Raw genomic sequence first — 21,086 nt, 5'->3', positions numbered from 1 at the left:
TTGCTGCGCGGCCGACATAATGTTCTGCAAATCAACAGGAGCTTGCAGTGGTTTGGTGCGCAATATCGTTGCCGGCGGGTATGGTCGAGTCCCCTGAACGGGGACGTTTCCGTGACGGCGGAGCCGGGATAACTTACTGCTCGGATTGCCACTTGGAACTTCGAACGCTCAGCACGCGCCCAGCGGGCTGACATTCGACCTGGCAGAGCGTGAGGCAATCGATCCGAAGGGCGGAAGTACATGAGTTGGTCACAGGATGCTTGGAATGCCGCGAAGACATTGCTAGCTGTTGCTGGCGCGGTCTCGGCGATTTCGAGTGCCGACGTGCAGAAGCAGGCTGAAGGCATTGTGAAGAACTACTCCGGCGTCACGGTGAATCAGATTCGTTCGAAGATCCAGGACGATATCAAAAAGCAGGCTTGATCGCCGGCTCAAAATTGCAGGGCCGCTCCGCGGTTCACCTCTCATAGAACTGGGTGAGCCGTTCGGAGCCTCGCGAATATGTGGAGGTAGTCTGTGGGTGCAATACGATCGTCGGTGGTTCAGTTTGTCTGGCCGGGATCCGACGTTGAGTCTCTTCTCGCAAGTGTTGCAGGTGCGCTCGGAGGTGACGTGGGCGCGTGGGAGGACGACGGCGGCGAATTGGTCGGTATCGCCGGAATGGCGACATCGAACGGCTGGAACCTGGCTACCTACTGGAAGCCCGGCTTCATGTCACCGCTCGAGATGATCGGGCTCTCGATCAGCCCCGCCGAGACGGACGACGGCGACGACGTACTTCGGGTGATCGCGGTGATTCCCCCCGGGAACCCGCTGGGCAAGGGGAAGAAGGGGCTCCTGCAGATCGCCACGATGCCGGGAGCCAGCTGGGTGCCGTTCGAGAAGACCGGAGTCGCGGCACTGCAGATCGACTTCGTGAAGCCGGTCTAGTCCGAGGCAGAAGCCCCGGCGAGTGTCACCTTCTCGCCGGGGTGTCGTCGTACCGGGCTCGTGGCCTCAGCGCGCTGCGAGCTGTGCGATCGCGTCCACGGTGGCCGCGCGGTCGAAGCTCTTGGCAGGCATCGCGGCGGTCGTGACCTGGATCACCCGTGCGTCCGCGTCAATGACCGCGGTCGCGCTCTCCTGGAACTGGCCGGAGCGCCGGAGGCCGAACACGGCGTGGTTCGCGCCCACTGCTGCCACCCGCACGGTGTCGTCGAGGCGAGAGGCCGCCTGGGCGGCATCCGCATCGGTGCCCGGCGTGAGGAAGATCACGCGCGCGTCGCCGAGGTCGCCGGTGCGGTGCAGGCTCGCGAGCACCTTGCCGGCCGACAGGCACGCCGGGCACGTCGGCGTGCGCATGAAGTGGATGACGCCGGGACGACCGTCGAGGAGTTCGGCGATCGTGGTCGAACCGCCGTCCGCCGTCGACATCACAGTCGCGGGAAGCGTGTTGCCGACGGTGAGCGCGGCGTTGGTGTGGGGCATAGACTTTCTCCTCAGTTCTGCGAGCCAACTTGCGAAACCTGCTTTCGCAACTATATTGCGCAACCGACGGGAGGGCGTCGTGTATTCCGCTGAGGTCGAGGAATTCCGCCGCGCGGCGGCGGAGGACGTGGGACACCTGCTGCGCGAGGCCCTGCACGTCGGGAACGAGCGGTTCCTGGAACTCATGTCTGCGCGCGGCCACGAGCGGGTCGCGATGCGGCATCTGCCGGTGTTCGGCGCAGTGGATCGCGACGGCACGCGCATCACCGTCGTCGCGAGCCGGACGGACATCTCGAGGCAGGCCGTCGGCCAGCTCATCCACGAACTGGAGGCGCTCGGCTACCTGACGCTCACTCCGGACCCGAGCGATCGTCGGGCCCAGATCGTGCGGCTCACCGAGCGTGGGATGTCGTTCTGCACGGAGGGCGCGGAGGCCGCACAGGCGCTGCACTCCGAGGTGGTCGATCGGATCGGCGGCGAGGAGGCGCTCGACGCGCTGCGTGCGGGCCTCCAGCGCATCATCGGCGACGCCTGAGCACGGGGGCGCGCGCTAGTCTCGGCGGCGATGGAGCCTTCACCGCGACGCGTCGAACGCCGGCCGTACTATCGGGCCGCGAACCGTCATCTCGCCGAGGGTGCGGTGCCGATCCCAGGGCTCCGCGCGCTGCGCGACGACGACTTCGAGGCGCTCGCCGAGGTGCACCTCCCTGCCCTCCGAGGCACCGTGGACGACGAGGGCGACACCCTCGAGGGGCTCGTCGAGGACTATCGCGGCGGCGCGGCCGGCGACTGGGGCGTGCCGCTGCGCGACCGCTGGCTCGTCGCCGAGGACGAGCAGGGCATCCTGGCCGCCGTGCTCACCACGAACTGGCGCGGCACCCCGTTCATCGCGCTCGTCGTCACCCGGCTCGATGCGCAGCGCCGGGGGCTCGCCAGCGCGCTCATCGCGGAGGTGGCTGCGCGCTGCCTGGCCCGCGGCGAGCCGGAGCTGTCGCTCATCGTGACGCGCGGCAACCCTGCGCTCGGCCTCTACGAGCGGCTCGGCTTCGTCGAGGTCGACCGGCCCGAGGAGTGAGCGGATGCCTCCGGCCGTGTGCCCACGGCGAAGCACGCCTCGCGGACGAACCAGGCATACGCGACGACGAACATCGTGCGCTGGAGAAGTCCGCCGAACGCCGGCAGCACCACGGCCGCCAGCGGGAGCAGGCTCGCCGCCGCGATGAGGCCGGCGGTCGCGATGCGCCAGCGGGTCGAGGCGTAGCCGCCGCGGATCACGAGGACGAGCGCGCCCACGCAGATGACGGCCATGGCCGTGGCGAACACCGAGTGCAGGGTGTTCTCGAGGGGTTCCCGGGGAACCGACGCGATCCACGACTCGGTGGAGTAGACGGCGGTGAGCATCCAGAACAGCCCGAACAGCGCGAATGCGATGGTTGCGACCACGCCCCATACGCGGGCGCGCACGATGCAGACGAGCAGTACCGCGAGACCCGAGAGCAGCAGCCCGAGGCGTCCGAGCCAGGCATCCGTCGTCTGCTGCGCCGCCGACTCGCTGACCGATCGCTCGACCCAGTCGTACCCCTCGCCGAGCAGCAGCGGTGCGGTGAGCATCGCGAGCGCGGCCGCGATGAACCCCGCGATCGCGAGGATCGCGACCGGCCGCGGGTCGACGCCCATGGGCGTCAGTGTAGGTCGTCGCCGGCGACCCGCTCAGCGTGCGGGCCCGGGCGGATGCGGGTACCGGCGCCCCGACCCCCAGCCGATCTCCCACCCGTCCGAGTCGTCGAACCCGTCGGCGAACGCGATCGGGAGTGCGTCGTGGCGCTCCACCTCGGCGAGCAGGTCGGCGTACCAGCGCACGTACGTGGGGTCGTCGACGCCCGCGTCCAGGTCGGGGAGTGCGCGCAGCATCAGGTCCGCGGCATCGTCCGGCGTGCTCGTGAGATTCACCTCGCCCTCCGCGAAGCCGGTGCCGTCGGCGCTCGTGTAGTGGATCGCGCGGTCGTGGTCGCGCACCCGCAACCCGTAGGGCTCGGTCACGAAGTTGTCGGCGTGCGTCACGGCGACGCGCCAGTGCAGGCCCGACGGGCTCACCCCGGGCAGGATGCGGGCGGCGTGGACGCCGCGCTCGTGCAGCGCTCGCACGCCCTGCAGGATTCGGAGCGGGGTCGCCGCGCCGAGCCGGCGCTGCACCTCGGCGTGGGCGGCATCATCCGTGAAGGTCACGAGTCGGACGTCTCGGACGCTGCTCCCCGAGGTGGAGATCGCCTCGATCGCTGCCCCGACCGCCTCGCGCGTCGGCCACCTGCGCACACCGGTGCCGATGATCGGGAACGCGACGCTCCTCGCGCCGAGCTCATCGGCGACCTCGAGTGCGCGTCGGTAGCAGGACGCGAGCAGTTCGCGATCCTCCGGGCGCCCGCGGTGCTTCGGCGCGACCGTGTGGATGACCCAGGTCGCGGGCAGCTCGCCGGCAGTGGTCCATCCGGCGTCGCCCACGGCGAGGCCGCGGGGGAATCGCTCCCTGCAGTCACGCAGCACGGCCGGCCCACCCGCGCGATGGATCGCCCCGTCGAGGCCTCCGCCACCCCGCATCCGCCTGCTCGCGGTGTTGACGATCGCGTCGACCCGCTGCTCGGTCAGGTCACCGTGGACGCTCGTGATCGTGGGCACACCCCGAGTGTGGCCGAAACCCGGGCACGCGCGCCGAGGCTGCGCACAGCCGGGGCTCAGCCGCGAGCCCAGGCCTCCGCGATCGGGAGTTCGCGGCCGAGGACGCGCTCTGCCGCGCGATGCCCCGAGCGCATCGCGGCGGGCACGGTCGCGGGATCGTCGGTCCAAGTGGCCTCGCCGGCGAGGTGGAGCACGCCGCCGATCGGGGTGGCGAGGTCGTCGTGGTCGGCGGTGGTGGAGCCGAGGGTCATGTAGGCGTAGGAGCCGTGGGCGAACGGGTCGTCCTGCCAGTCCGTGATGCGCACCGCGGTCGGCTCGGGCACGCGCTCGCCGTAGAGGCGGCGCAATTGGGCGAGCACGGATGCCACGACCTGCGCCTCGCTCCAGTCGCGGATCTCGCGGGCGGCGGGGCCGGCCGCGAACGTGAGCAGGGAGGGCACGCCGTGCACCGCGGAGAGGTCGTACCAGGAGTGCCACCAGCGGCTCTCGGGGCCCTGCTGGCGGATCGCGTAGACGCCGTCGTCCCAGAACCGCTCCGGGAACTCGAGGAAGACCTTCTCGAACGCGTTCATCGCGAACCGGCGGAGCGCGCCCGCGACCGGCTCGGGCAGCGCGGGTTCGATCACGAACTCCGTCGACTGCAGCACGCCCACCGGCACGGTCACGACCGCGGTGGCGGCCGCCAGGGTGGCATTCGTCGTCTCGACCTCGACGCCGTCGGGCGACCAGTGCACCCGGCGTACGAGATGGCCGAGCCGCACGTCGAGGCCCTCGGCGAGGCGGGCGGGCAGTTCGTCGTACCCGTCGGGGAAGACGACCTCGTCGCCCTCGATGACGTCGTCGTCGAGGCCGTGCGCGGCGAGGTCCTCGATCCACGCGCCGTACTGCTCCTCGCTGCGATGCTCCATGAACTCGCGCACGCGCTGGGCGCGGTCGGCGTCCCAGCCCTGGCGGGCGATCGCGGCCTCGGTCACGTCGCGGTACGAGTCGTTCGGCGCCGAGGCGGCGATGGTCTCGAGCAGCGCGGTGTCGACCGAGCGGATGTCGTCGGCGAACGCCCGCGCCGCCGCAGCCGTCAACCGCCCGCCGTCCGGGCCGTAGTACGCGATCGGGCGGCTGTCGGGCTGGTAGCTGCCGACCGTGAACTCCGCGGTGCGCATGCCGAACGCGGTGACCGCGTCAGCGACGGGCTCGTCTGTGACGCCGTGGATCCAGGAGGCGCCGAGGTCGGTCGGGTGGTCGCCGGTGCGGTCCGTCCAGACGCGGCCGCCGACGCGGTCGCGGGCCTCGAGCACCACGACGCTGCGCCCCGCCCGGGCGAGCAGGCGGGCGGCGGTCAGGCCCGCCACGCCCGCACCGACGACGATCGTGTCGACGCGTTCCATTCTTCGAGCCTTTCCTGCGCGCATCCGCGCACGCTGCTCCGACGGTACCGGGGTATTGACGGCATCGACCAATCGCCGTACGTTAACGCATTACCGAACAGTAAGATATTGGGAGGTCGCCACCATGCCCGACGTCGTCCGCGCGCTCGACATCGCCGCACCGCCCAGTGCCGTCTGGCGCTGGTTCACCACGCAGGAGGCCATGCGGGCGTGGTTCCGGCCCGACCTCGAGATCGACCTGCGAGTCGGCGGGGCGTTCCGGATGCTCGGTGCCGACGGCGAGACCTCGATCAGCGGCACCGTGCTCGAACTCGTCCCGGAGGGGCGGCTCGTGCTCTCCTGGCTGGAGGAGGACGCCGGCTGGACGCACCCGGCCAGGCTCATCGTCTCGCTCGAGCCGATCGCCACGGGCACGCGCGTCACGCTCGTGCACGACGGGTTCGCCGGCATCGGCACGGAGGGCTGGCGGGGCACCATGGCCGCCTACGAGCGCGGGGCCGACCGGCATCGCGTGCTCGAGCAGCTCGCCGCGGTGGTGGCATCCGGTGGCTGACCAGCCCGACGACGTCTTCGTGCTGCTCGCCGACCCGACGAGGCGGCGCATCCTCGACCTGCTCGCCGAGCACGGGGTGCGCGCGGTCGGCGAGCTCGTGCAGGAGTTCCCCGACCTCGTGCCGTCGGGCATCTCGAAGCACCTCATGGCGCTGCGTGCCGCCGGGCTCGTGACCGCCACCCGCGACGGTCGCCGCCAGCTCTATCGCATCGACGGCGAGGGGCTCCGGCACGCGTTCGGGCCATGGGTCGCACGGTACGACGAGTTCTGGAGCGGTTCGCTCGAACGTCTGCGCGGGCTCGCCGAGGGTGCGGGGACTTCGGGTGGCGATCTGCACGGAGGCGAGGGCTCGAGTCCTGAAAGCAAAGGATACCGGCTTATCCTTTGGTAAGATCACGGCATGGCAACGGAAACGCGGGCCTGGCCCGCGATCGGGCACGAGGAGCGGCCGTGGCAGCGCGACGGCGGCGAGATCGCCTCGCGCCGCGAACTGGCCCGCTCCCGCGGCCCGTACCGCGCAGCCGTCGTGCCCCGCATCGCGGATCTCACGCCCGACCTGCCCGGCCGCAGCCTCGCGGCGGCCGATGACGCCAGCAACGAGCTGACCCGGTTCGACGCCGAGTTCGGGGCGGTCGCGGCGCCGTTCTCGGCGATCCTGCTGCGGTCGGAGAGCGCGTCGAGCTCCGAGGTCGAGCACATCACCGCGAGCGCGCGTCAGGTCGCACTCGCCGAGCTCGGGGCATCCGACTCGCCCAACGCCCGGCTGGTCGTCGCGAACGCGCAGGCGATGCGCGCGGCGGTCTACCTCTCCGACCGCCTCGACACCGACGCCGTGATCGAGATGCACCGCGCGCTGCTCGGCGACAGCCAGGAGGGCATCACGGGCGGCTGGCGCGAACGACAGGTCTGGATCGGCGGCGGATCGATCGCCCCGCACACGGCCGAGTTCGTGCCGCCGCACGCCGAGCACGTGCCCGCCCTCATGGAGGACGTCATGGCGTTCGCCCGCCGCACCGATCTGCCGGTGCTCGTGCAGACCGCGGTCGCGCACGCCCAATTCGAGACGATCCACCCGTTCCCCGATGGCAACGGGCGCACCGGTCGCGCGCTGGTGCAGGGCATGCTGCGCGCGGGCCGCGTGACCCGGCACGTCACCGTGCCGGTCTCGGCGGGCCTGCTCGGCGACCTGCAGGGCTACTACGACGCGCTCGGCGCCTACCGCGAGGGCCGGCTCGAGCCGATCGTCGACCTGATGTCGGACGCCTCGTTCCTGGCCGTCGCGAACGGCCGGCGCCTCATCGGCGACCTGCGCGCGGCTCGCGCGCACTGGGACGACGCGGTGCGCGCCCGCGCCGACTCGTCCGCCCACCGCCTCAAGGACCTGCTGCTGCGCCAGCCCGTGGTGCACACCAAGCTGGTCGCCGCCGAGCTCGAGGTGAGCGAGGTCGCCGCGCAGACCTCGATCGACCGGCTCGTCGAGGCCGGCGTGCTCGTGCAGGCCGGCGGGGGAGCGCGCTACCGGCGCTGGGCCGCGCCCGACGTGCTGACGGCGCTCGACGCGTTCGGCCAGCGTGCCCGCCGCGGCTTCCGCTGACTCGCGTGCGCGACGCCTGAGTGGTGACACGGTGGCGCGCGCGGTCGCACTCGCGCTACGGTGCCGCCATGGGCACCGGGGGGAGCCTCCACCGCATCGTCGTCGCCGTCGCGGGCTGCGCGATGCTGCTCGGCGTCGCCGGATGCGCGGCCGACACCGTCCTCGCGCCGTCCCCGATGGCGTCGCCGGTCGCGAGCGACGCGCCGATCGAGGCGACGCCGGTCGCCGAGGGCGTGCAGGACGGCCCGGTGCAGATCGAGGTCAACGGCGACCCCGGCGTCGGCGCCACCTTCACGAGGGTGCGCATCGCCGCGGGCGCGACCACGGGCGAGCACTGCCATCACGGGTACCTCATCGCGGTGGTCGAGGCGGGCGAGCTCACCCACTACGCTCCGACGCACCCGGACGGCGTGGCCACCTACGTCGAGGGGGACCTCATCGTCGAGGGGCCGGACTACGTGCACGAGGGTCGCAACGAGCGCGGCGACGACGTCGTGCTCTGGGTCGCCTACCTCATTCCCGAGGGCGAGCCCCTCGCCGAGACCGACCTCGCCAACTGCGACCAGGGCTGAGCGGATGCCACGGGCCGGGCGCCCGCCCGCCGGCTACCCGAGCAGCGTCTCGAACCCCGCCACCTCGACCGTGCCGCGCGCCCGCTCGGCGAGGCGCCGGTCGGTCGTGATGAACGCATCGGCCTGCAGCTGCGTCAGCGCGAGGTACTCGGCGTCGTAGGTGGAGGCCCAGCCCAGGGCGTCCGCGAGTTCCCAGGCGCGCTTGCGCAGCACCGCGTCGCCGAGCAGCCGGATCGGCATGCGCTTGATGCGGCCGAGTCGGTCGAGCGCGGCACCGGAGCGGAGCTCGCCGCGGTGCACCGCCTCGTGCAGCATCGACAGCGTCTGCGAGCGCAGCAGCGTCGGTGCGAGCAACTCGTGCGCGGGCGCGGACGCGAGGTCCTCGCCAGCGAGGCGAATCGCCGCGCCGGCGTCGATGACGTATCGGGTCATGCATCCTCCGTGAGGGTCGAGCGGATGCCACGCACGCTACGCCCGCCCGCCGACGCCCGCGGGTGCGCGAGAATCGAACACAGCACACGACGAGGGGAGTCGAGATGGCGGCCGCCGCATCGATCGTCACCTGCCCGAGCTGCGGCACGCGCAACCGGGTGCCGCAGGCGAAGCGCGGACGGGTGCGCTGCGCCTCGTGCCACGCCGACCTGCCGTGGTTCGTCGAGGCCGACGACGCCACCTTCCACGCCGCCGTGGTCGAGAGCACGCTCCCGGTGCTGGTCGACGTGTGGGCGCCGTGGTGCGGGCCGTGCCGCATGGTCTCGCCCGTGGTCGAGCAGTTCTCGCGCGACTTCGCGGGGCGCCTGAAGGTGGTGAAGGTGAACTCCGACACCTCGCCCCGCGTCTCACGGGCGCACGGCATCCAGAGCATTCCGACGCTCCTCCTCTACGAGGGCGGGCGCGAGGTCTCGCGCCAGGTCGGCGCACTTCCCGCCGCCCAGTTGCGCGGCTGGGTGGACGCCGCGCTGCCCGCGTAGGCGCGTCATGGCCCGGGACGGGATGTACGGCGACGGACTGCTCCGCGCCATGAACGGGCTGCACCGGGCCGCGATCCGGCTCAGCGGCGGACGCCTCGGCTGGCGCATCGGCCGCATGCCGACCGTGGAGCTGCACACCGTCGGGCGCCGCACCGGCCGGCCTCGCGCGTGCCTGCTCACGGCGCCCGTGCACGAGGACGACCGCGTGGTGCTCGTCGCCTCGCGCGGCGGGTCCGACCGGCATCCGGCCTGGTACCTCAACCTCGTCGCGCATCCCGACGTCGAACTCACGACCCGGGCGGGCACGCGCCGCTATCGGGCCCGCACCGCGAGCCCCGACGAGAAGGCCGCCCTCTGGCCGACGGTCGCGGCCGCCTACCCCGGCTACGAGCACTATCGGAAGCGCACGACCCGTGACATCCCGCTCGTGATCTGCGAACCGGTCGCCCCGGCCGTGCGGCCGGACGCCTGACCGGGGCCGCTTCCCGCCCGCCGTCGCCCGGCGTACCCTCGCAGCATGTGCCGGAACATCCACCAGCTCCACAACTTCGAGCCCGCCGCCACCGATGACGAGGTGACCGCCGCCGCGCTCCAGTACGTGCGCAAGGTGAGCGGCTCGACGAAGCCCTCGAAGGCCAACCAGGAGGCGTTCGACCGCGCCGTCGCCGAGGTCGCCCACGCGACGCGCCACCTGCTCGACGACCTGGTCACGAACGCACCGCCCAAGGACCGCGAGGTCGAGGCCGCGAAGGCCCGCGCCCGCGCCGAGAAGCGCTACGCGTCGCTGTCGGCCTGAGCGGATGCCTCGCGGCGACGCTCGACTCAGCGCTCGAGCACGGCGCTGAGGTCGTAGGCGGCGGGCACCTCGAGCTGCTCGAAGCGGCACGACTCGGCGTCGCGGTCGGGCCGCCAGCGCAGGAACCGCACGGTGTGGCGGAAGCGCCACCCCTCCATCTGGTCGTAGCCGACCTCGAGCACGCGCTCGGGGCGCAGCGGCACGAACGAGGTGTCCTTGCCCGAGGAGAACCGGCTGCGCTCGGTCTCGGCGCCGGCCACCTCGCCCGAGTCCTCGCGCACGACGAGCGGCTCGAGCTCGTCGATGAGCTCCCGGCGCCTGGCGTCGGTGAACGCCGACGACCCGCCGACCATGCGCAGCTCGCCCGTGTCGTCGTAGAGCCCGAGCAGCAGGGAGCCGACGCCCGTACCCGACTTGTGCACGCGGTAGCCGACGAGCACCACGTCGGCCGTGCGCTTGTGCTTGATCTTCAGCATGGCGCGCTTGTTCGGCAGGTACGCGCCCTCGAGCGGCTTGGCGATCACGCCGTCGAGCCCGGCGCCCTCGAAGCGCTCGAGCCAGGTGCGCGCGAGGTCGGCGTCGGTCGTGACGCGCGTGACGTGCACGGGCGGGGGAGCATCGCCGAGGGCCTCCTCGAGCCGCGCCCGCCGCTCGCGGAACGGCAGGTCGACGAGCGACTCGTCGCCCAGCTCCAGCAGGTCGAACGCGACGAACGAGGCGGGCGTCTCGGCGGCGAGCCTGCGCACCCGGCTGTCGGCGGGGTGGATGCGCTGGCCGAGCGCCTCCCAGTCGAGCCGCTCGTCGCCCGCGGAACCCGAGCGCACCACGATCTCGCCGTCGACCACGCACCCCTCGGGCAGCTCGCGCGCGAACGCCTCGACGAGCTCGGGGAAGTACCGGGTCAGCGGCTTCGACCCGCGGCTGCCGATCTCGACCTCGCCGCCCGAGACGCGCACGATGCCGCGGAAGCCGTCCCACTTCGGCTCGTACGAGTACCCGCCCGCGATGGCGTCGGCGTCCGGCACCTGCTCGACCGATTTCGCGAGCATGGGGGCGATCGAGCGGGCGGAATCGGCCATGTCGGCATTCTTCCAGCGACCGGCCGACATCCCCAGCGATCCGCACGACCATGCCGATCGCGGCGCGCGGCGGATGCCCCGAAGCGGCGACACGCCGACTGAATCGTCTCAAAATTGAGGTTTCTCCCAGATTCGGCTGGCAGAGTCCCCGACTTGTACGCCTGAATACCTCAATCGTTACCAAACCGAAACCGAATGCACTGTGCATTCATGAGGTTTCCCGAAGCGAAGACCGTATGCAGAATCAGACTCAGCTCAGTTCCCCCGAAACCCCCGACGAGGCGACCGCAGGCCGCGGCGCCCGCCGCGCGACCTCGCCGCGCAACCGCCGGCTCCTGATCGGCGCGACCGCGCTCGTCGCCGCGGGTGCGATGACCGGCACCGGCTTCATGGCGCAGTCCGTGGTCGCCGAGCAGCAGGCGCGCATCGCCGCGACGACCTGGATGTCCAACGCCGTCGGCCTGGACGCCGACCAGCACCCGGCCTACGACGCCGTGATGGCGTCGCGCGCCAACCTCGACGCCGAGGCGACCATCACGGTCGCCAAGAAGGCCATCGAGAAGGCCGACGGCTACGCGGACTCGTCCGACCTCGAGGCATCCGTCGCCTCGCTCGAGTACTACGAGCTGCTCGCGCCCGAGCGCGTGTTCCTGCTGGTCGACCAGACCACCGAGCACGCCGACGACGTGACCGCCGAGACCAAGAAGGCGATCGAGGCCGAGAAGAAGCGCAAGGCCGAGGAGGCCGCGCGCAAGGCCGCCGAGGCCGAGGCCGCGCGCAAGGCCGCCGAGGAGGCCGCCGCCGCCGAGGCCGCGGCCGCCGCCCCGGCACCCGCTCCGTCGACGCCGACGGCGCCGGCGAACCCGAGCGGCGCACAGGCGATCGCGCGCGACATGATGGCGTCGTCCTACGGCTGGGGCGACGACCAGTTCGGCTGCCTCGTGAGCCTCTGGAACAAGGAGTCGGGCTGGAACGTCTACGCCCAGAACCCCTACAGCGGCGCGTACGGCATCCCGCAGGCGCTGCCCGGCAGCAAGATGTCCACCGCCGGCGCCGACTGGGCGACCAACGCGGCCACGCAGATCCGCTGGGGCCTCGGCTACATCGCCGGCCGCTACGGCACCCCGTGCGGCGCATGGAACCACTCGGTGTCGGTCGGCTGGTACTGACCCGCACCACGTGAACGAACGGCCCGGCGGAGCTTCCGCCGGGCCGTTCGGGGTCTGCGGTCGTGCGCCGGGCCGTGCCGGGTCAGTGGCGCGCGGGTGCCGGTGCGACCAGCTCGAGCTGCGGCGCGCGCACGATGCGGGCGCCCGCGAGCAGGCCGAGTGCGAGTCCGGTGAGGAGCAGGGCGGCGGATGCCACGAGCATCGCCGCGCCGCCCGGCCACCAGCTCGCGACGGTCGCGGGCGTCGCCGGGTCCCAGAAGTGGCGGAGACCGTACGCGAGCCCGGCGACCACGCTCACCACGGCGACGGCGGGGGCGGCGAGTGCGAACCAGCGGGGACGCGCGAGCGCGGCCGCCAGCAGCACCGCCAGTGCGAGCACGGCCATGTGCAGGTAACGGCCCTGCGCGGCGACGACGCTGCCGCTCACGAGGTAGCTCCGCGCGCTGCCGAGCGCGAACACGCAGACCGGCAGGAGCCAGGCGCAGTGGAGCACGACGAGTTCCGCGACTCCCCGCCGCAGGCGCCACGACCCGAGCACCAGGCCGGCGAGCACCAGCAGGCTCGCCGCGAGGTGCAGCGCACCGGGCACGATCGGCGTCTCGAGCCAGCCGAGATTCATCCACATCGAGCCGGAGAGCGCCCGGAGGAACCGCGGCGCCCACTCCAGCAGGGCATCCGCCTCCACGGCGGGGGCCGGGCTGCCGCTCGATCCGGTCGGCTGCAGTGTCCCGAAGACCACGAGGTTCCGGATCCACCACGCGAGGCCCACCGTCGCGGTGACGGCGGCGACCGCCATGCCGATCCACGCGCCCCGGCCGTGACGCCGGGCGGCCACGACGTACGCGAACGGCCCGAGCGGAACCAGCGCCAGCGCGAAGCCCTTGGTGAGCAGGGCCACGGCCAGTGCGGCGCCGACGCCGAGCGCGGTGACGACCCTGAGATCGCCGCCCAGCACGCGCACGAGCAGCCAGACGTACACGCTCGCCGCGAGCGCCAGCAGCGTGCCGTTGTTCACCACGCCGCCGATGTGCACGAACTGGATCCATGCCGCAGGCAGGAACGCGCCGACGACCTGCGCGGTCGGCGACATCCCGAGCGTGCGCACGGTGGCCGCGATCAGCCAGGGGATCGGCAGGAGCAGCAGCGCCGACGCGAGGCGCAGCACCAGCAGCAGCGTGTTCACCGGGGCGTCGTCGAGGCCGAAGACCTGCACCCAGGTGGCGAGGTACGCCGAGTAGCCGGGCGGATGCTGCGTCATCTGGTCGAGCAGCCCCTCGTCCGGGTACGGCCCGCCCGCCGCGCGCAGCTCGCCGGTCGACGGCAGCGACTCCGCCTCGTTCGGGCCGACGGGTTCGCCGTTGTCGAAGATCGTCGACGCGCTGGGGAACCCGAGCCACTCGTACGAGCCGCGGACCCCGTCGTCGATCCGGGTCGACACCGGGTCGGGGTACCCGCCGCCGGTCGCGAGGCGCAGCGCCGTCGACACGTGCTGCGGCTCGTCGGGTCCGCGATAGCCCGGCGTCGCCAGCGCCCAGGCGAGGAGCGCCCCGGCGAGCACCGCCGTCGCGGCGATCACGCCGAGTACCTGCAGGCTGGCTCGTCGCATCCGGGCAGGTCCTCCAGGGGTGGCGAATCGGATGCGCGTGGGCGCATCGCTGCCGGGAGGCTATCGCACGGCCGTTGCACGCGCGTGACGTCGCCTCGGTGTCGGTGCCCGGGTGCAGACTGGAGCCATGTGCGGACGATTCGCCATGGACGACGAGACCAACGACCTCATCGAGGCCTTCGTGCTCGACGGCAACGACTTCCGAGACTGGACGCCCTCGTACTCGATCGCGCCGACCGACGTGATCCCGATCATCCGCGAGCGGCACGATCGCGCGACCGGCGAGGTGCGCCGCACGGTCGAGCCCGCCAGGTGGGACTTCCATCCGTCGTTCCTCCGCGACTCCAAGCGCCCGCAGTTCAACGCCCGCATCGAGACGATCGCGACGAACGGGCTCTGGAAGGGCGCGTTCGCGTCGTCGCGCTGCATCGTGCCGATGCGCGGCTACTACGAATGGACGGGGAAGCCCGGCGACAAGCAGCCGCACTTCCTGCACGGCGACGGCCTGCTCGCCGCGGCCGGCATCGCGACCGCGCGCAAGGTCGACGACGAGTGGCAGGTGTCGGCCGCGATCATCACGCGGGCGGCGAAGGACGCCTCGGGCGAGGTGCACGACCGCATGCCGGCGTTCCTCCTGCCCGACTGGGACGCGCCGTGGCTCAGCTCGGCGAAGCTCGACGAGGCGGGCCGGCTGGAGCTGGTCGAGCAGCTCGGCGCCGTGTCCGACCAGGTCGCCACGACCATCAGGTCGTACGAGGTCGACCGAAGGGTCAACAACTCGCGCACGGTCGACCCGTCGGATGCGACGCTGATCGAGCCGCTCGAGGCCTGAGCACGTCCCGCGCGCGGATCAGGTCGCGTGCTGGTGCGCGTGCGCCGCGAGGCGGATGGGGCGGTGATCGGATGCCCCGGCGGGCAGCACGTCGACGCGGTCGATCTGCACGCCCGTCGAGGTGACGAAGTCGAAGTAGCCCGAGAAGAAGCGGTACCGGAAGTAGGTCGGCTCCGTGCTGCGGAGCAGGTCGTAGCCGGTCGAGTTGACGTGGCGCTCGAGCCCGTTGACGAACCACGGGTAGTTGAAGTCGCCGACCATGACGGCGGGCACGTCGTGGCCGAGCGAGCGCATCCCCTCGTGCGCGGCGGTGATCTGCTTGCGGCGCACCCGGTTCGACGCCGTGAGCGGCGCGGCGTGGAAGGAGCCCACGAGCACGTCGTGGCCGACCGCCTCGTCGTGGAGGCGCGCGGCGAGGAGCCGCTCGTGCGCGGGGGAGAGGACGCGGTCGTGGAGCGACCGGTGCATGCTGAACATCTTCGTGTCTCGCACCGTGTAGCGGTCGTCGCGCGCGTAGAGGGCGAGGCCGAGCCGGTTGGTAGTGGTCGCGTCGACGAGCTTCAGGTGGGCGACCTCGTCGGCCAGGTCGTCGGTGTCGCACTCCTGCAGGCACATGACGTCGACGTCGTTCGATTCGGCGAGCTCGGTGAGCTCGCCGATGGCCGCGTGCTTGCGCAGGTTGTAGCTGATGATCCTCAGGTCGACCACCTCCCAGCCCAGCGTATCCGCGTGCGCCGTGGACGGGGTGTGGCTCCGCTGGGTGTCTGCTGGGCGCGGGCCGATCGACGAGGGCGGGCGCGGCTATGCTGGCGCGCGTGGGCAAGGATGCGGTGATGGTGACGGTCCCCGGGCCGTCGGGTGACCGCGAGGTGCGGGTCTCCAGTCCCGATCGCGTGATCTGGCCCGAGGCGGGCATCACGAAGCTCGACCTCGCGAATTACCTCGTCGAGGTGGGCACCCCGTTCGTCGCCGCGAACGGCGACCGGCCGGTCTCGCTCCAGCGCTTCCCGGGCGGCATCGACGGCGAGCAGTTCTTCTCGAAGAACCCGCCGCGCGGGGCGCCCGACTACGTGCGGGCGGTGCCGGTCACGTATCCGAGCGGCAGGTCGCATCCGCAGCTCGTGATCGATGAACCGGCCGCCGCGGTCTGGGCCGCGCAGATGAACACGGTCGTGTTCCACCCGTGGGCCTCGCGGGCCGAGCACAGCGACGAGCCCGACCAGCTGCGCGTGGACCTCGATCCGCAGCCCGGCACCGACTTCGACGACGCGGTGCCGGTGGCGCTCGCGCTGCGCGAGGTGCTCGCCGAGGCGGGGCTCACCGCGTTCGCCAAGACGTCGGGCAACCGCGGCATCCACGTGTTCGCGCCGATCCGGCCGGAGCACGAGTTCCTCGACGTGCGGCACGCGGTCATCGCGGTCTCGCGCGAACTCGAGCGGCGGATGCCCGAGGAGGTCACGACCGCGTGGTGGAAGGAGGAGCGCGGCGAACGCGTCTTCCTCGACTTCAACCAGGCCAACCGCGACCGCACCATGGCCGGGGCGTACAGCCCCCGGGCGCTGCCCACCGCCACCGTCTCGTGCCCGGTGACCTGGGACGAGCTCGAGGGCGTCGACCCGGGCGCCTTCACCGTGCGCACCGTGCCCGACCGGCTCCGCGAGGTCGGCGATCCGTGGGCCGACATGCACGAGCACGCGGCCGGCATCGACACCCTGCTCGAGTGGTGGGCGCGCGACCTCGAGGACGGGCTCGGCGAGCTGCCGTTCCCGCCCGAGTTCCCGAAGATGCCGGGCGAGCCGACGCGCGTGCAGCCGAGCCGCGCCCGCGCGACCGAGTAGCCGCACGCCGCGGGCCGCGGCCCGCGCACACCTCGCGTTCAGGCGGGGCGGAGGAACCGCCCAGACTCGCCCGGCATACTGGCGACTTCGCCCGGGACGTCGATACCCCCGGGCGTTCGTCACGTATGCAGCAGATCTCCACTTCCCCCCGCCACCGCCAGCCCGACTCGAACCGACCCACCCGCGCACGCGCGCTCCGCACCCGCATCCTCGCGGGCGCGCTCGTCGCCGCCGTCCTCGGCAGCGGCCTCGCGGTGAGCATCGACGCCGCGGCGCGCGAGCAGGCGCAGGCCGACACCCGCGCGCTCACCGACTCGCGCGGGCTCGACTCGACCCAGCTCGACGCCTACGACGCGATCGCCGAGGCGCGCGTGCACTCCGACGCCCGCGCCACCATCACGGTCGCGAAGGAGCTGCTCGCCGACGCCGAGGGCAAGGTCGACGCCGACGAGCTCGAGGCCTCGGTCGCGTCGCTCGGCGACTACGAGGTGCTCGAGGTCGGCGAGGTGGCCGAGCTCACCCGCGAGACGCAGGCCCACGTCGCCTCCACCGAGGAGGCGGTCGAGGCGCACGCGCGCAAGGTCGCCGCCGAGCGTGCCGCCGCCGCGAAGGCCGCCGCCCTCGCCGCCGCGAACACGCCCGCCGGTGCGAGGGCCACCGCACGCGAGCTCGCCGCGTCGCAGTACGGCTGGGGCGCGTCGCAGTTCCAGTGCCTCGACTCGCTGTGGACCCGCGAGTCGGAGTGGAACTACCGGGCCGTCAACACCTCGAGCGGTGCGACGGGCATCCCGCAGGCGCTGCCGGGCAGCAAGATGGCGTCGGCCGGCTCCGACTGGCAGACCAACGCGACCACGCAGATCCGCTGGGGCCTGGGCTACATCAAGAGCGTCTACGGCACCCCCTGCGCCGCGTGGGCGAGCTCCGAGGCGCGCGGCTGGTACTGATCCGTCCGCGACCCGGCGCTCAGCCGGGCAGCACGACCGCGGGCTCCACGCCCGCGAGCGCGTCGCCGATGCCGATGTCGACGACGAGCACGTCGCCCGCGTAGCCCGAGGCGGGCGCACGGAGCAGCCCGGCCTTGCACGCGCCGAAGGTGACCGTCACGTCTGCCGGCAGCACGACGGGGTCGGGCACTTCGCCCGTGTCCGGGTGGATGCCGCTCGGCAGGTCGGTCGCCACCACGCGCGGCGGCTCCGGCTCGGCCAGGCGCTCGCGCGCGAGCTCCACGACGCCCCGTGCGGGCTCCCGCAGCGCGGGCGACGCGCCGCTGCCGGTGCCGAGGATGCCGTCGACGATCACGTCCGCGGCGCCGAGCAGCGCACCCAGGTCGGGGTCGTCCGGACGCATCCGCACCGCCCCCGCCGCGAGCGCGGCGGCCAGGCCCGCCTCGTGCACCCGGGAGCCGACCGGCACGAGCACGACGGATGCCCCGCCGGCAGCCAGTTCCGCGCCGGCGAACAGCGCGTCGCCGCCGTTGTCGCCCGAGCCGACGAGCATCACGATCGACGGCTCGTCGCCCGAGCGGCCGCGCCCCGCGGCATCCGCCACCACCCTCGCGAGCGCGGCCGCGGCCCGCTGCATGAGCGGTTCGCCCGCATCCAGGTGCGGCCGTTCCGCGGCGCGCACCTGCTCGGCCGTGTACCCGGCGATCATGCCCCCAGTCTGCCGCCGGAGCGATCGGTGCGCACCTGGTGCCGTGGGACGGGCCGCGCGGTAGCGTGAGGTCGTGCGCATCTTCGCGTGCCCGCACTGCGGTCACATCGTCTACTTCGACAGCCCGAGCTGCCTCGAGTGCGGGGCCGACCTCGCATACGCGCGCCACCTGCGCGAGATGGTCATGCTCGACGACGACGGCGGGTACCGCGACGACGAGGGACTCTGGCGGCGGTGCCGCAACGAGCGCTGGGGCTGCAACTGGCTCGCGGTCGACGCCCTCGAACGCGCCGAGTGCTACTCCTGCCGGCTCACGCGGCACCAGCCCGGCGAGGACGACACGGAGCGGTTCGGCTGGCTCGTCGACACCACGCACGCCAAGCGCTGGCTGCTGTTCCAGCTCGACGAGCTCGGCCTGCCGATCACCAGCCACCGCGAGCAGCCCGAGGGCGGGCTCGCGTTCGACCTCGACGCCTCGACCGACGACCGGCAGGTGATGATCGGCCACCTGAACGGCGTGATCACGATCGACCTCTCCGAGTCGGAGGACTCCCACCGCGAGGCGCTGCGCGTGTCGCTCGGCGAGGCGTACCGCACGATGCTCGGCCACTTCCGCCACGAGATCGGGCACTACTACTGGCAGGTGCTCGTCGCGGCCTCCGACACCGAGCTCGAGGCGTTCCGCCGGGAGTTCGGCGACGAGCGCGTCGACTACGCGCAGGCCCTCGATACCCACTACGGCACGGGCGGCACGGAGGACTGGGGCGCCCAGTTCATCTCGCGGTACGCCACCACGCACCCGTGGGAGGACTTCGCGGAGACCTTCGCGCACTACCTGCACATCACCGACACGCTGCAGTCGGCCGCGGCGTTCGGCCTGTCGATGAGCGGGCCCGGAACACGGTTCCCGGAGGCGAGCGACCTCGTGTCGCATCCGTCGCTCGCACCGGCGGATGCCACGATGCGGGGCATCCTCGCCGACTGGCAGCCGCTCGCGCTCGCGCTGAACCAGGTCAACCGCTCGCTCGGCAAGCGCGACCTGTACCCGTTCGTCATTCCCGAGCGGGTCGTCGGCAAGCTCGGGTTCGTGCACCGGCTGGTCGGCTCGGCCGCGCACGCCGACGCACGGTCGGCGAACTCAGCCGGCGCGTCGGGCCAGTAGGCCGCTGCGTTCGGGGTTGCGGTCGAACCAGGCCGCCGCGTACCAGCAGGTGGGCACGATGCGGAGGTCGGTGGTCCGCTCGACGTGGTCGACGGCCCAGGCGACGATGTCCGACGCGTAGCCGTGGCCGCGGAACGGCGGAGCGGTGAACACCCGCGAGAACGAGATGGCGTCGCCGAGGCGGTGCGTGTCGATCACGCTCGCCAGCCGCCCGTCGAGGTGCATGGTGTAGCGCTCGGCGTCGGGCTCCCAGGCGAATTCGCGTTCCACCCGTCCACCCTACGTCGACCAGACGGGCGTCAGGCCGGCCCCGGGGAACCCGCGCGCGCCGCGAGCCGGTCGAACACCGCGTCCAGCTCGTGGTCGACGCGCTGCAGCTCGGGGTGCGCGTCGTGGAACTCGACCGCCTCGCGGGCGCCCTCCTGGTAGCGGATCGTGTTGCCGAAGCCGGGCACGAGCCCGCGCAGCTTCGCGTTGTCGAAGACCATCGAGTGCGCCTTGTCGCCGAGCAGGCCCGGGCCGGTGGGCGGATGCTCCGCCGCGATCGTCTCCGACGCGACATGCACGAGGTGCGGCTCGACGCCCGCCGCGTCGGCGAGCCAGCCGTAGATCTGGTTCCAGGTGGGCGCCTCGTCGCCGGTGGCGTGGAACGCCTCGCCGATCGCCGCGTGGTGGCCGAGCAGCCCGGCGATGCCGACCGCCACGTCGCGGGAGTGGGTGATGGTCCAGAGGCTCGTGCCGTCGCCGTGCACGATGACGGGTCTGCCCGCCCGCATGCGCGCGATGTCGGTCCAGTGGCCGATGGTCGGCAGCATGGTGCGGTCGTAGGTGTGCGAGGGGCGCACGATCGTCGCGGGGAAGCCGCGATCGCGGTAGGCGTGCACCAGCAGGTCCTCGCACGCGATCTTGTCGCGCGAGTACTGCCAGAACGGGTTCCGCAGCGGGGTCGACTCGGTGACGGGCAGCCGTGCCGGCGGCGTCTGGTACGCCGACGCCGAGCTGATGAAGAGGTACTGACCCGTGCGGCCATCGAACCGGTCGACCCAGCCGGCGACGTGGTCGGGCGTGAAGGAGAGGAAGTCGGCGACGACGTCGAACTCGCGCGTCCCGAGCGCGGCGGCGACCGCATCCGGGTCGCGCACGTCGGCGGTCAGCGCCTCCACGTGGTCGGGCACGGGCCGGAGGCTCGTCGTGCCGCGGTTGACCACCGTGACCTCGTGTCCGAGCGCGAGCGAGCGTTCCACCACCGCCCTCGAGATCACTCCGGTGCCGCCGATGAAGAGGGTGCGCGTCGTCGCCATTCCCGCAGTCTGCCACGACGGCGAGGCGTCCCGGCCCGCGCCTCGTCGAGCCGTGGGCGCGGTCAGCGCCCGCGCAGGCGATCGAGGTCGCGCCGCTCGCGCTTGGTCGGGCGACCCGCGCCGCGATCGCGGACCGGCACCTGCGGCACGGCGTCGCGCGGCGGGGGCGGGGGAGTGCGATCGTCGACCGCCTCGGCCGCGACGGCCGCGCCCACGCGCTTCGCGATCGTGCGTCGCACGACGAGGTGCCGCTCGAATCCGCGCACGCGCACCCGCAGCTCGTCGCCGGGCCGCACCGGCTGGGCGGCCTTCGCGCGCTCGCCGTTCACGCGCACGTGGCCGGCGCGGCAGGCGGCCGTGGCCTCGGAACGCGTCTTGTACTGGCGCACCGCCCACAGCCAGGCGTCGACGCGCACGCTCGCGGGATCGGGCATG

28 protein-coding genes are annotated in these 21,086 nt (G+C 72.5%); 16 read left to right on the top strand and 12 right to left on the bottom strand.

The window, feature by feature from the left end; translation table 11 throughout:
• Positions 1-240: 240 nt before the first annotated feature.
• Complete coding sequence (locus tag QMG39_RS17010; RefSeq protein ID WP_281887059.1) at positions 241-423, top strand: hypothetical protein; 183 nt, start codon at positions 241-243, stop codon at positions 421-423.
• Between the two features lie 189 nt (positions 424-612).
• Complete coding sequence (locus tag QMG39_RS17005; protein ID WP_281887058.1) at positions 613-930, top strand: hypothetical protein; 318 nt, start codon at positions 613-615, stop codon at positions 928-930.
• 66 nt (positions 931-996) lie between these two features.
• Here the strand turns inward: QMG39_RS17005 and QMG39_RS17000 are convergent, their stop codons facing one another.
• A complete protein-coding gene (locus tag QMG39_RS17000) occupies positions 997-1,467 on the bottom strand; it encodes a redoxin family protein (RefSeq protein WP_281887056.1) in 471 nt (156 codons plus the stop codon).
• On the opposite strand from QMG39_RS17000, the gene QMG39_RS16995 reads away from it, so the two are divergent.
• Positions 1,430-2,002 (top strand): MarR family winged helix-turn-helix transcriptional regulator, encoded by a 573-nt coding sequence (locus tag QMG39_RS16995; RefSeq protein WP_281887054.1) that lies wholly within the window; start codon positions 1,430-1,432, stop codon positions 2,000-2,002. The two genes, QMG39_RS17000 and QMG39_RS16995, sit on opposite strands and share 38 nt — an antisense overlap.
• Positions 2,003-2,032: 30 nt before the next feature.
• The gene (locus QMG39_RS16990) at positions 2,033-2,542 is read left to right on the top strand and encodes a GNAT family N-acetyltransferase (RefSeq protein ID WP_281887052.1); all 510 of its coding nucleotides are present in this window, start codon (positions 2,033-2,035) and stop codon (positions 2,540-2,542) included.
• On the opposite strand, the gene QMG39_RS16985 is transcribed toward QMG39_RS16990, so the two are convergent.
• From QMG39_RS16985 to QMG39_RS16975, 3 genes are read right to left on the bottom strand one after another with little or no spacing between them, the layout of a single operon-like run.
• Positions 2,497-3,144: a DUF998 domain-containing protein gene (locus tag QMG39_RS16985; RefSeq protein WP_281887051.1), complete on the bottom strand. Its 648-nt coding sequence runs from the start codon at positions 3,142-3,144 to the stop codon at positions 2,497-2,499. The genes QMG39_RS16990 and QMG39_RS16985 overlap by 46 nt on opposite strands.
• A 33-nt stretch (positions 3,145-3,177) precedes the next feature.
• Positions 3,178-4,140: a macro domain-containing protein gene (locus tag QMG39_RS16980; protein WP_281887049.1), complete on the bottom strand. Its 963-nt coding sequence runs from the start codon at positions 4,138-4,140 to the stop codon at positions 3,178-3,180.
• A 56-nt stretch (positions 4,141-4,196) separates the two neighbouring features.
• Positions 4,197-5,525, bottom strand: coding sequence for a flavin monoamine oxidase family protein (locus QMG39_RS16975; RefSeq protein WP_281887047.1), 1,329 nt, complete (start codon positions 5,523-5,525; stop codon positions 4,197-4,199).
• Positions 5,526-5,649: 124 nt separating this feature from the next.
• Between QMG39_RS16975 and QMG39_RS16970 the strand changes: the two genes are divergently transcribed.
• From QMG39_RS16970 to QMG39_RS16955, 4 genes are all read left to right on the top strand, one after another.
• Positions 5,650-6,078, top strand: a complete 429-nt coding sequence (locus QMG39_RS16970; protein WP_281887045.1) for an SRPBCC family protein — start codon at positions 5,650-5,652, stop codon at positions 6,076-6,078.
• Positions 6,071-6,469, top strand: coding sequence for an ArsR/SmtB family transcription factor (locus tag QMG39_RS16965; protein ID WP_281887043.1), 399 nt, complete (start codon positions 6,071-6,073; stop codon positions 6,467-6,469). Before QMG39_RS16970 ends, QMG39_RS16965 begins: the two co-directional genes overlap by 8 nt.
• 9 nt (positions 6,470-6,478) lie before the next feature.
• Entirely contained in the window at positions 6,479-7,672 is a 1,194-nt protein-coding gene (locus tag QMG39_RS16960; protein WP_281887041.1) for a Fic family protein, read from the top strand.
• Between the two features lie 68 nt (positions 7,673-7,740).
• Positions 7,741-8,244 (top strand): cupin domain-containing protein, encoded by a 504-nt coding sequence (locus tag QMG39_RS16955; RefSeq protein WP_281887039.1) that lies wholly within the window; start codon positions 7,741-7,743, stop codon positions 8,242-8,244.
• Between the two features lie 33 nt (positions 8,245-8,277).
• On the opposite strand, the gene QMG39_RS16950 is transcribed toward QMG39_RS16955, so the two are convergent.
• A complete protein-coding gene (locus QMG39_RS16950) occupies positions 8,278-8,676 on the bottom strand; it encodes a type II toxin-antitoxin system VapC family toxin (RefSeq protein ID WP_281887037.1) in 399 nt (132 codons plus the stop codon).
• Between the two features lie 104 nt (positions 8,677-8,780).
• On the opposite strand from QMG39_RS16950, the gene trxA reads away from it, so the two are divergent.
• From trxA to QMG39_RS16935, 3 genes are read left to right on the top strand one after another with little or no spacing between them, the layout of a single operon-like run.
• Positions 8,781-9,215: a thioredoxin gene (gene trxA / locus QMG39_RS16945; protein ID WP_281887035.1), complete on the top strand. Its 435-nt coding sequence runs from the start codon at positions 8,781-8,783 to the stop codon at positions 9,213-9,215.
• A 7-nt stretch (positions 9,216-9,222) separates the two neighbouring features.
• Complete coding sequence (locus QMG39_RS16940; protein WP_281887033.1) at positions 9,223-9,687, top strand: nitroreductase/quinone reductase family protein; 465 nt, start codon at positions 9,223-9,225, stop codon at positions 9,685-9,687.
• A 45-nt stretch (positions 9,688-9,732) separates the two neighbouring features.
• Positions 9,733-10,011: a DUF2277 domain-containing protein gene (locus tag QMG39_RS16935; protein WP_281887031.1), complete on the top strand. Its 279-nt coding sequence runs from the start codon at positions 9,733-9,735 to the stop codon at positions 10,009-10,011.
• Between the two features lie 26 nt (positions 10,012-10,037).
• Here the strand turns inward: QMG39_RS16935 and QMG39_RS16930 are convergent, their stop codons facing one another.
• Entirely contained in the window at positions 10,038-11,090 is a 1,053-nt protein-coding gene (locus QMG39_RS16930; protein ID WP_281887030.1) for an ATP-dependent DNA ligase, read from the bottom strand.
• 236 nt (positions 11,091-11,326) lie between these two features.
• Here QMG39_RS16930 and QMG39_RS16925 point away from each other — a divergent pair, with 236 nt between their 5' ends.
• Positions 11,327-12,259 (top strand): aggregation-promoting factor C-terminal-like domain-containing protein, encoded by a 933-nt coding sequence (locus QMG39_RS16925; RefSeq protein ID WP_281887028.1) that lies wholly within the window; start codon positions 11,327-11,329, stop codon positions 12,257-12,259.
• 82 nt (positions 12,260-12,341) lie between these two features.
• On the opposite strand, the gene QMG39_RS16920 is transcribed toward QMG39_RS16925, so the two are convergent.
• Positions 12,342-13,865 carry a glycosyltransferase family protein gene (locus QMG39_RS16920; RefSeq protein WP_281887026.1) on the bottom strand — a complete coding sequence of 508 codons (1,524 nt, stop codon included), beginning with the start codon at positions 13,863-13,865 and terminating at the stop codon, positions 12,342-12,344.
• 127 nt (positions 13,866-13,992) lie between these two features.
• On the opposite strand from QMG39_RS16920, the gene QMG39_RS16915 reads away from it, so the two are divergent.
• Complete coding sequence (locus tag QMG39_RS16915; protein WP_281887024.1) at positions 13,993-14,697, top strand: SOS response-associated peptidase; 705 nt, start codon at positions 13,993-13,995, stop codon at positions 14,695-14,697.
• A gap of 18 nt (positions 14,698-14,715) precedes the next feature.
• On the opposite strand, the gene QMG39_RS16910 is transcribed toward QMG39_RS16915, so the two are convergent.
• A complete protein-coding gene (locus QMG39_RS16910; RefSeq protein ID WP_309298785.1) occupies positions 14,716-15,405 on the bottom strand; it encodes an endonuclease/exonuclease/phosphatase family protein in 690 nt (229 codons plus the stop codon).
• 125 nt (positions 15,406-15,530) lie between these two features.
• On the opposite strand from QMG39_RS16910, the gene ligD reads away from it, so the two are divergent.
• Together ligD and QMG39_RS16900 are read left to right on the top strand one after the other, a co-directional pair.
• On the top strand, positions 15,531-16,535 hold the full coding sequence (gene ligD / locus QMG39_RS16905; RefSeq protein WP_281887023.1) for a non-homologous end-joining DNA ligase: 1,005 nt from the start codon (positions 15,531-15,533) through the stop codon (positions 16,533-16,535).
• Positions 16,536-16,660: 125 nt separating this feature from the next.
• Positions 16,661-17,479 (top strand): aggregation-promoting factor C-terminal-like domain-containing protein, encoded by an 819-nt coding sequence (locus QMG39_RS16900; protein ID WP_281887021.1) that lies wholly within the window; start codon positions 16,661-16,663, stop codon positions 17,477-17,479.
• 19 nt (positions 17,480-17,498) lie between these two features.
• On the opposite strand, the gene QMG39_RS16895 is transcribed toward QMG39_RS16900, so the two are convergent.
• A complete protein-coding gene (locus tag QMG39_RS16895; protein ID WP_281887019.1) occupies positions 17,499-18,188 on the bottom strand; it encodes an NAD(P)H-hydrate epimerase in 690 nt (229 codons plus the stop codon).
• Between the two features lie 73 nt (positions 18,189-18,261).
• Here QMG39_RS16895 and QMG39_RS16890 point away from each other — a divergent pair, with 73 nt between their 5' ends.
• Positions 18,262-19,350 (top strand): zinc-binding metallopeptidase family protein, encoded by a 1,089-nt coding sequence (locus QMG39_RS16890; protein WP_281887017.1) that lies wholly within the window; start codon positions 18,262-18,264, stop codon positions 19,348-19,350.
• On the opposite strand, the gene QMG39_RS16885 is transcribed toward QMG39_RS16890, so the two are convergent.
• The 3 genes from QMG39_RS16885 to QMG39_RS16875 all read right to left on the bottom strand — a co-directional run bounded on the left by QMG39_RS16885 (position 19,327) and on the right by QMG39_RS16875 (position 21,085).
• The gene (locus tag QMG39_RS16885; protein WP_281887015.1) at positions 19,327-19,620 is read right to left on the bottom strand and encodes a GNAT family N-acetyltransferase; all 294 of its coding nucleotides are present in this window, start codon (positions 19,618-19,620) and stop codon (positions 19,327-19,329) included. The two genes, QMG39_RS16890 and QMG39_RS16885, sit on opposite strands and share 24 nt — an antisense overlap.
• Before the next feature lie 29 nt (positions 19,621-19,649).
• Positions 19,650-20,651 (bottom strand): SDR family oxidoreductase, encoded by a 1,002-nt coding sequence (locus QMG39_RS16880; protein ID WP_281887013.1) that lies wholly within the window; start codon positions 20,649-20,651, stop codon positions 19,650-19,652.
• Between the two features lie 62 nt (positions 20,652-20,713).
• A complete protein-coding gene (locus tag QMG39_RS16875; RefSeq protein ID WP_281887011.1) occupies positions 20,714-21,085 on the bottom strand; it encodes an RNA-binding S4 domain-containing protein in 372 nt (123 codons plus the stop codon).
• Between the last annotated feature and the right edge of the window lies 1 nt (position 21,086).

The sequence above is a fragment of the Agromyces rhizosphaerae genome (assembly GCF_027925245.1).
GTDB lineage: Bacteria > Actinomycetota > Actinomycetes > Actinomycetales > Microbacteriaceae > Agromyces > Agromyces rhizosphaerae.
Note: the sequence above shows the minus strand (reverse complement) of the source record. Positions and strands in the feature narration are given on the sequence as shown.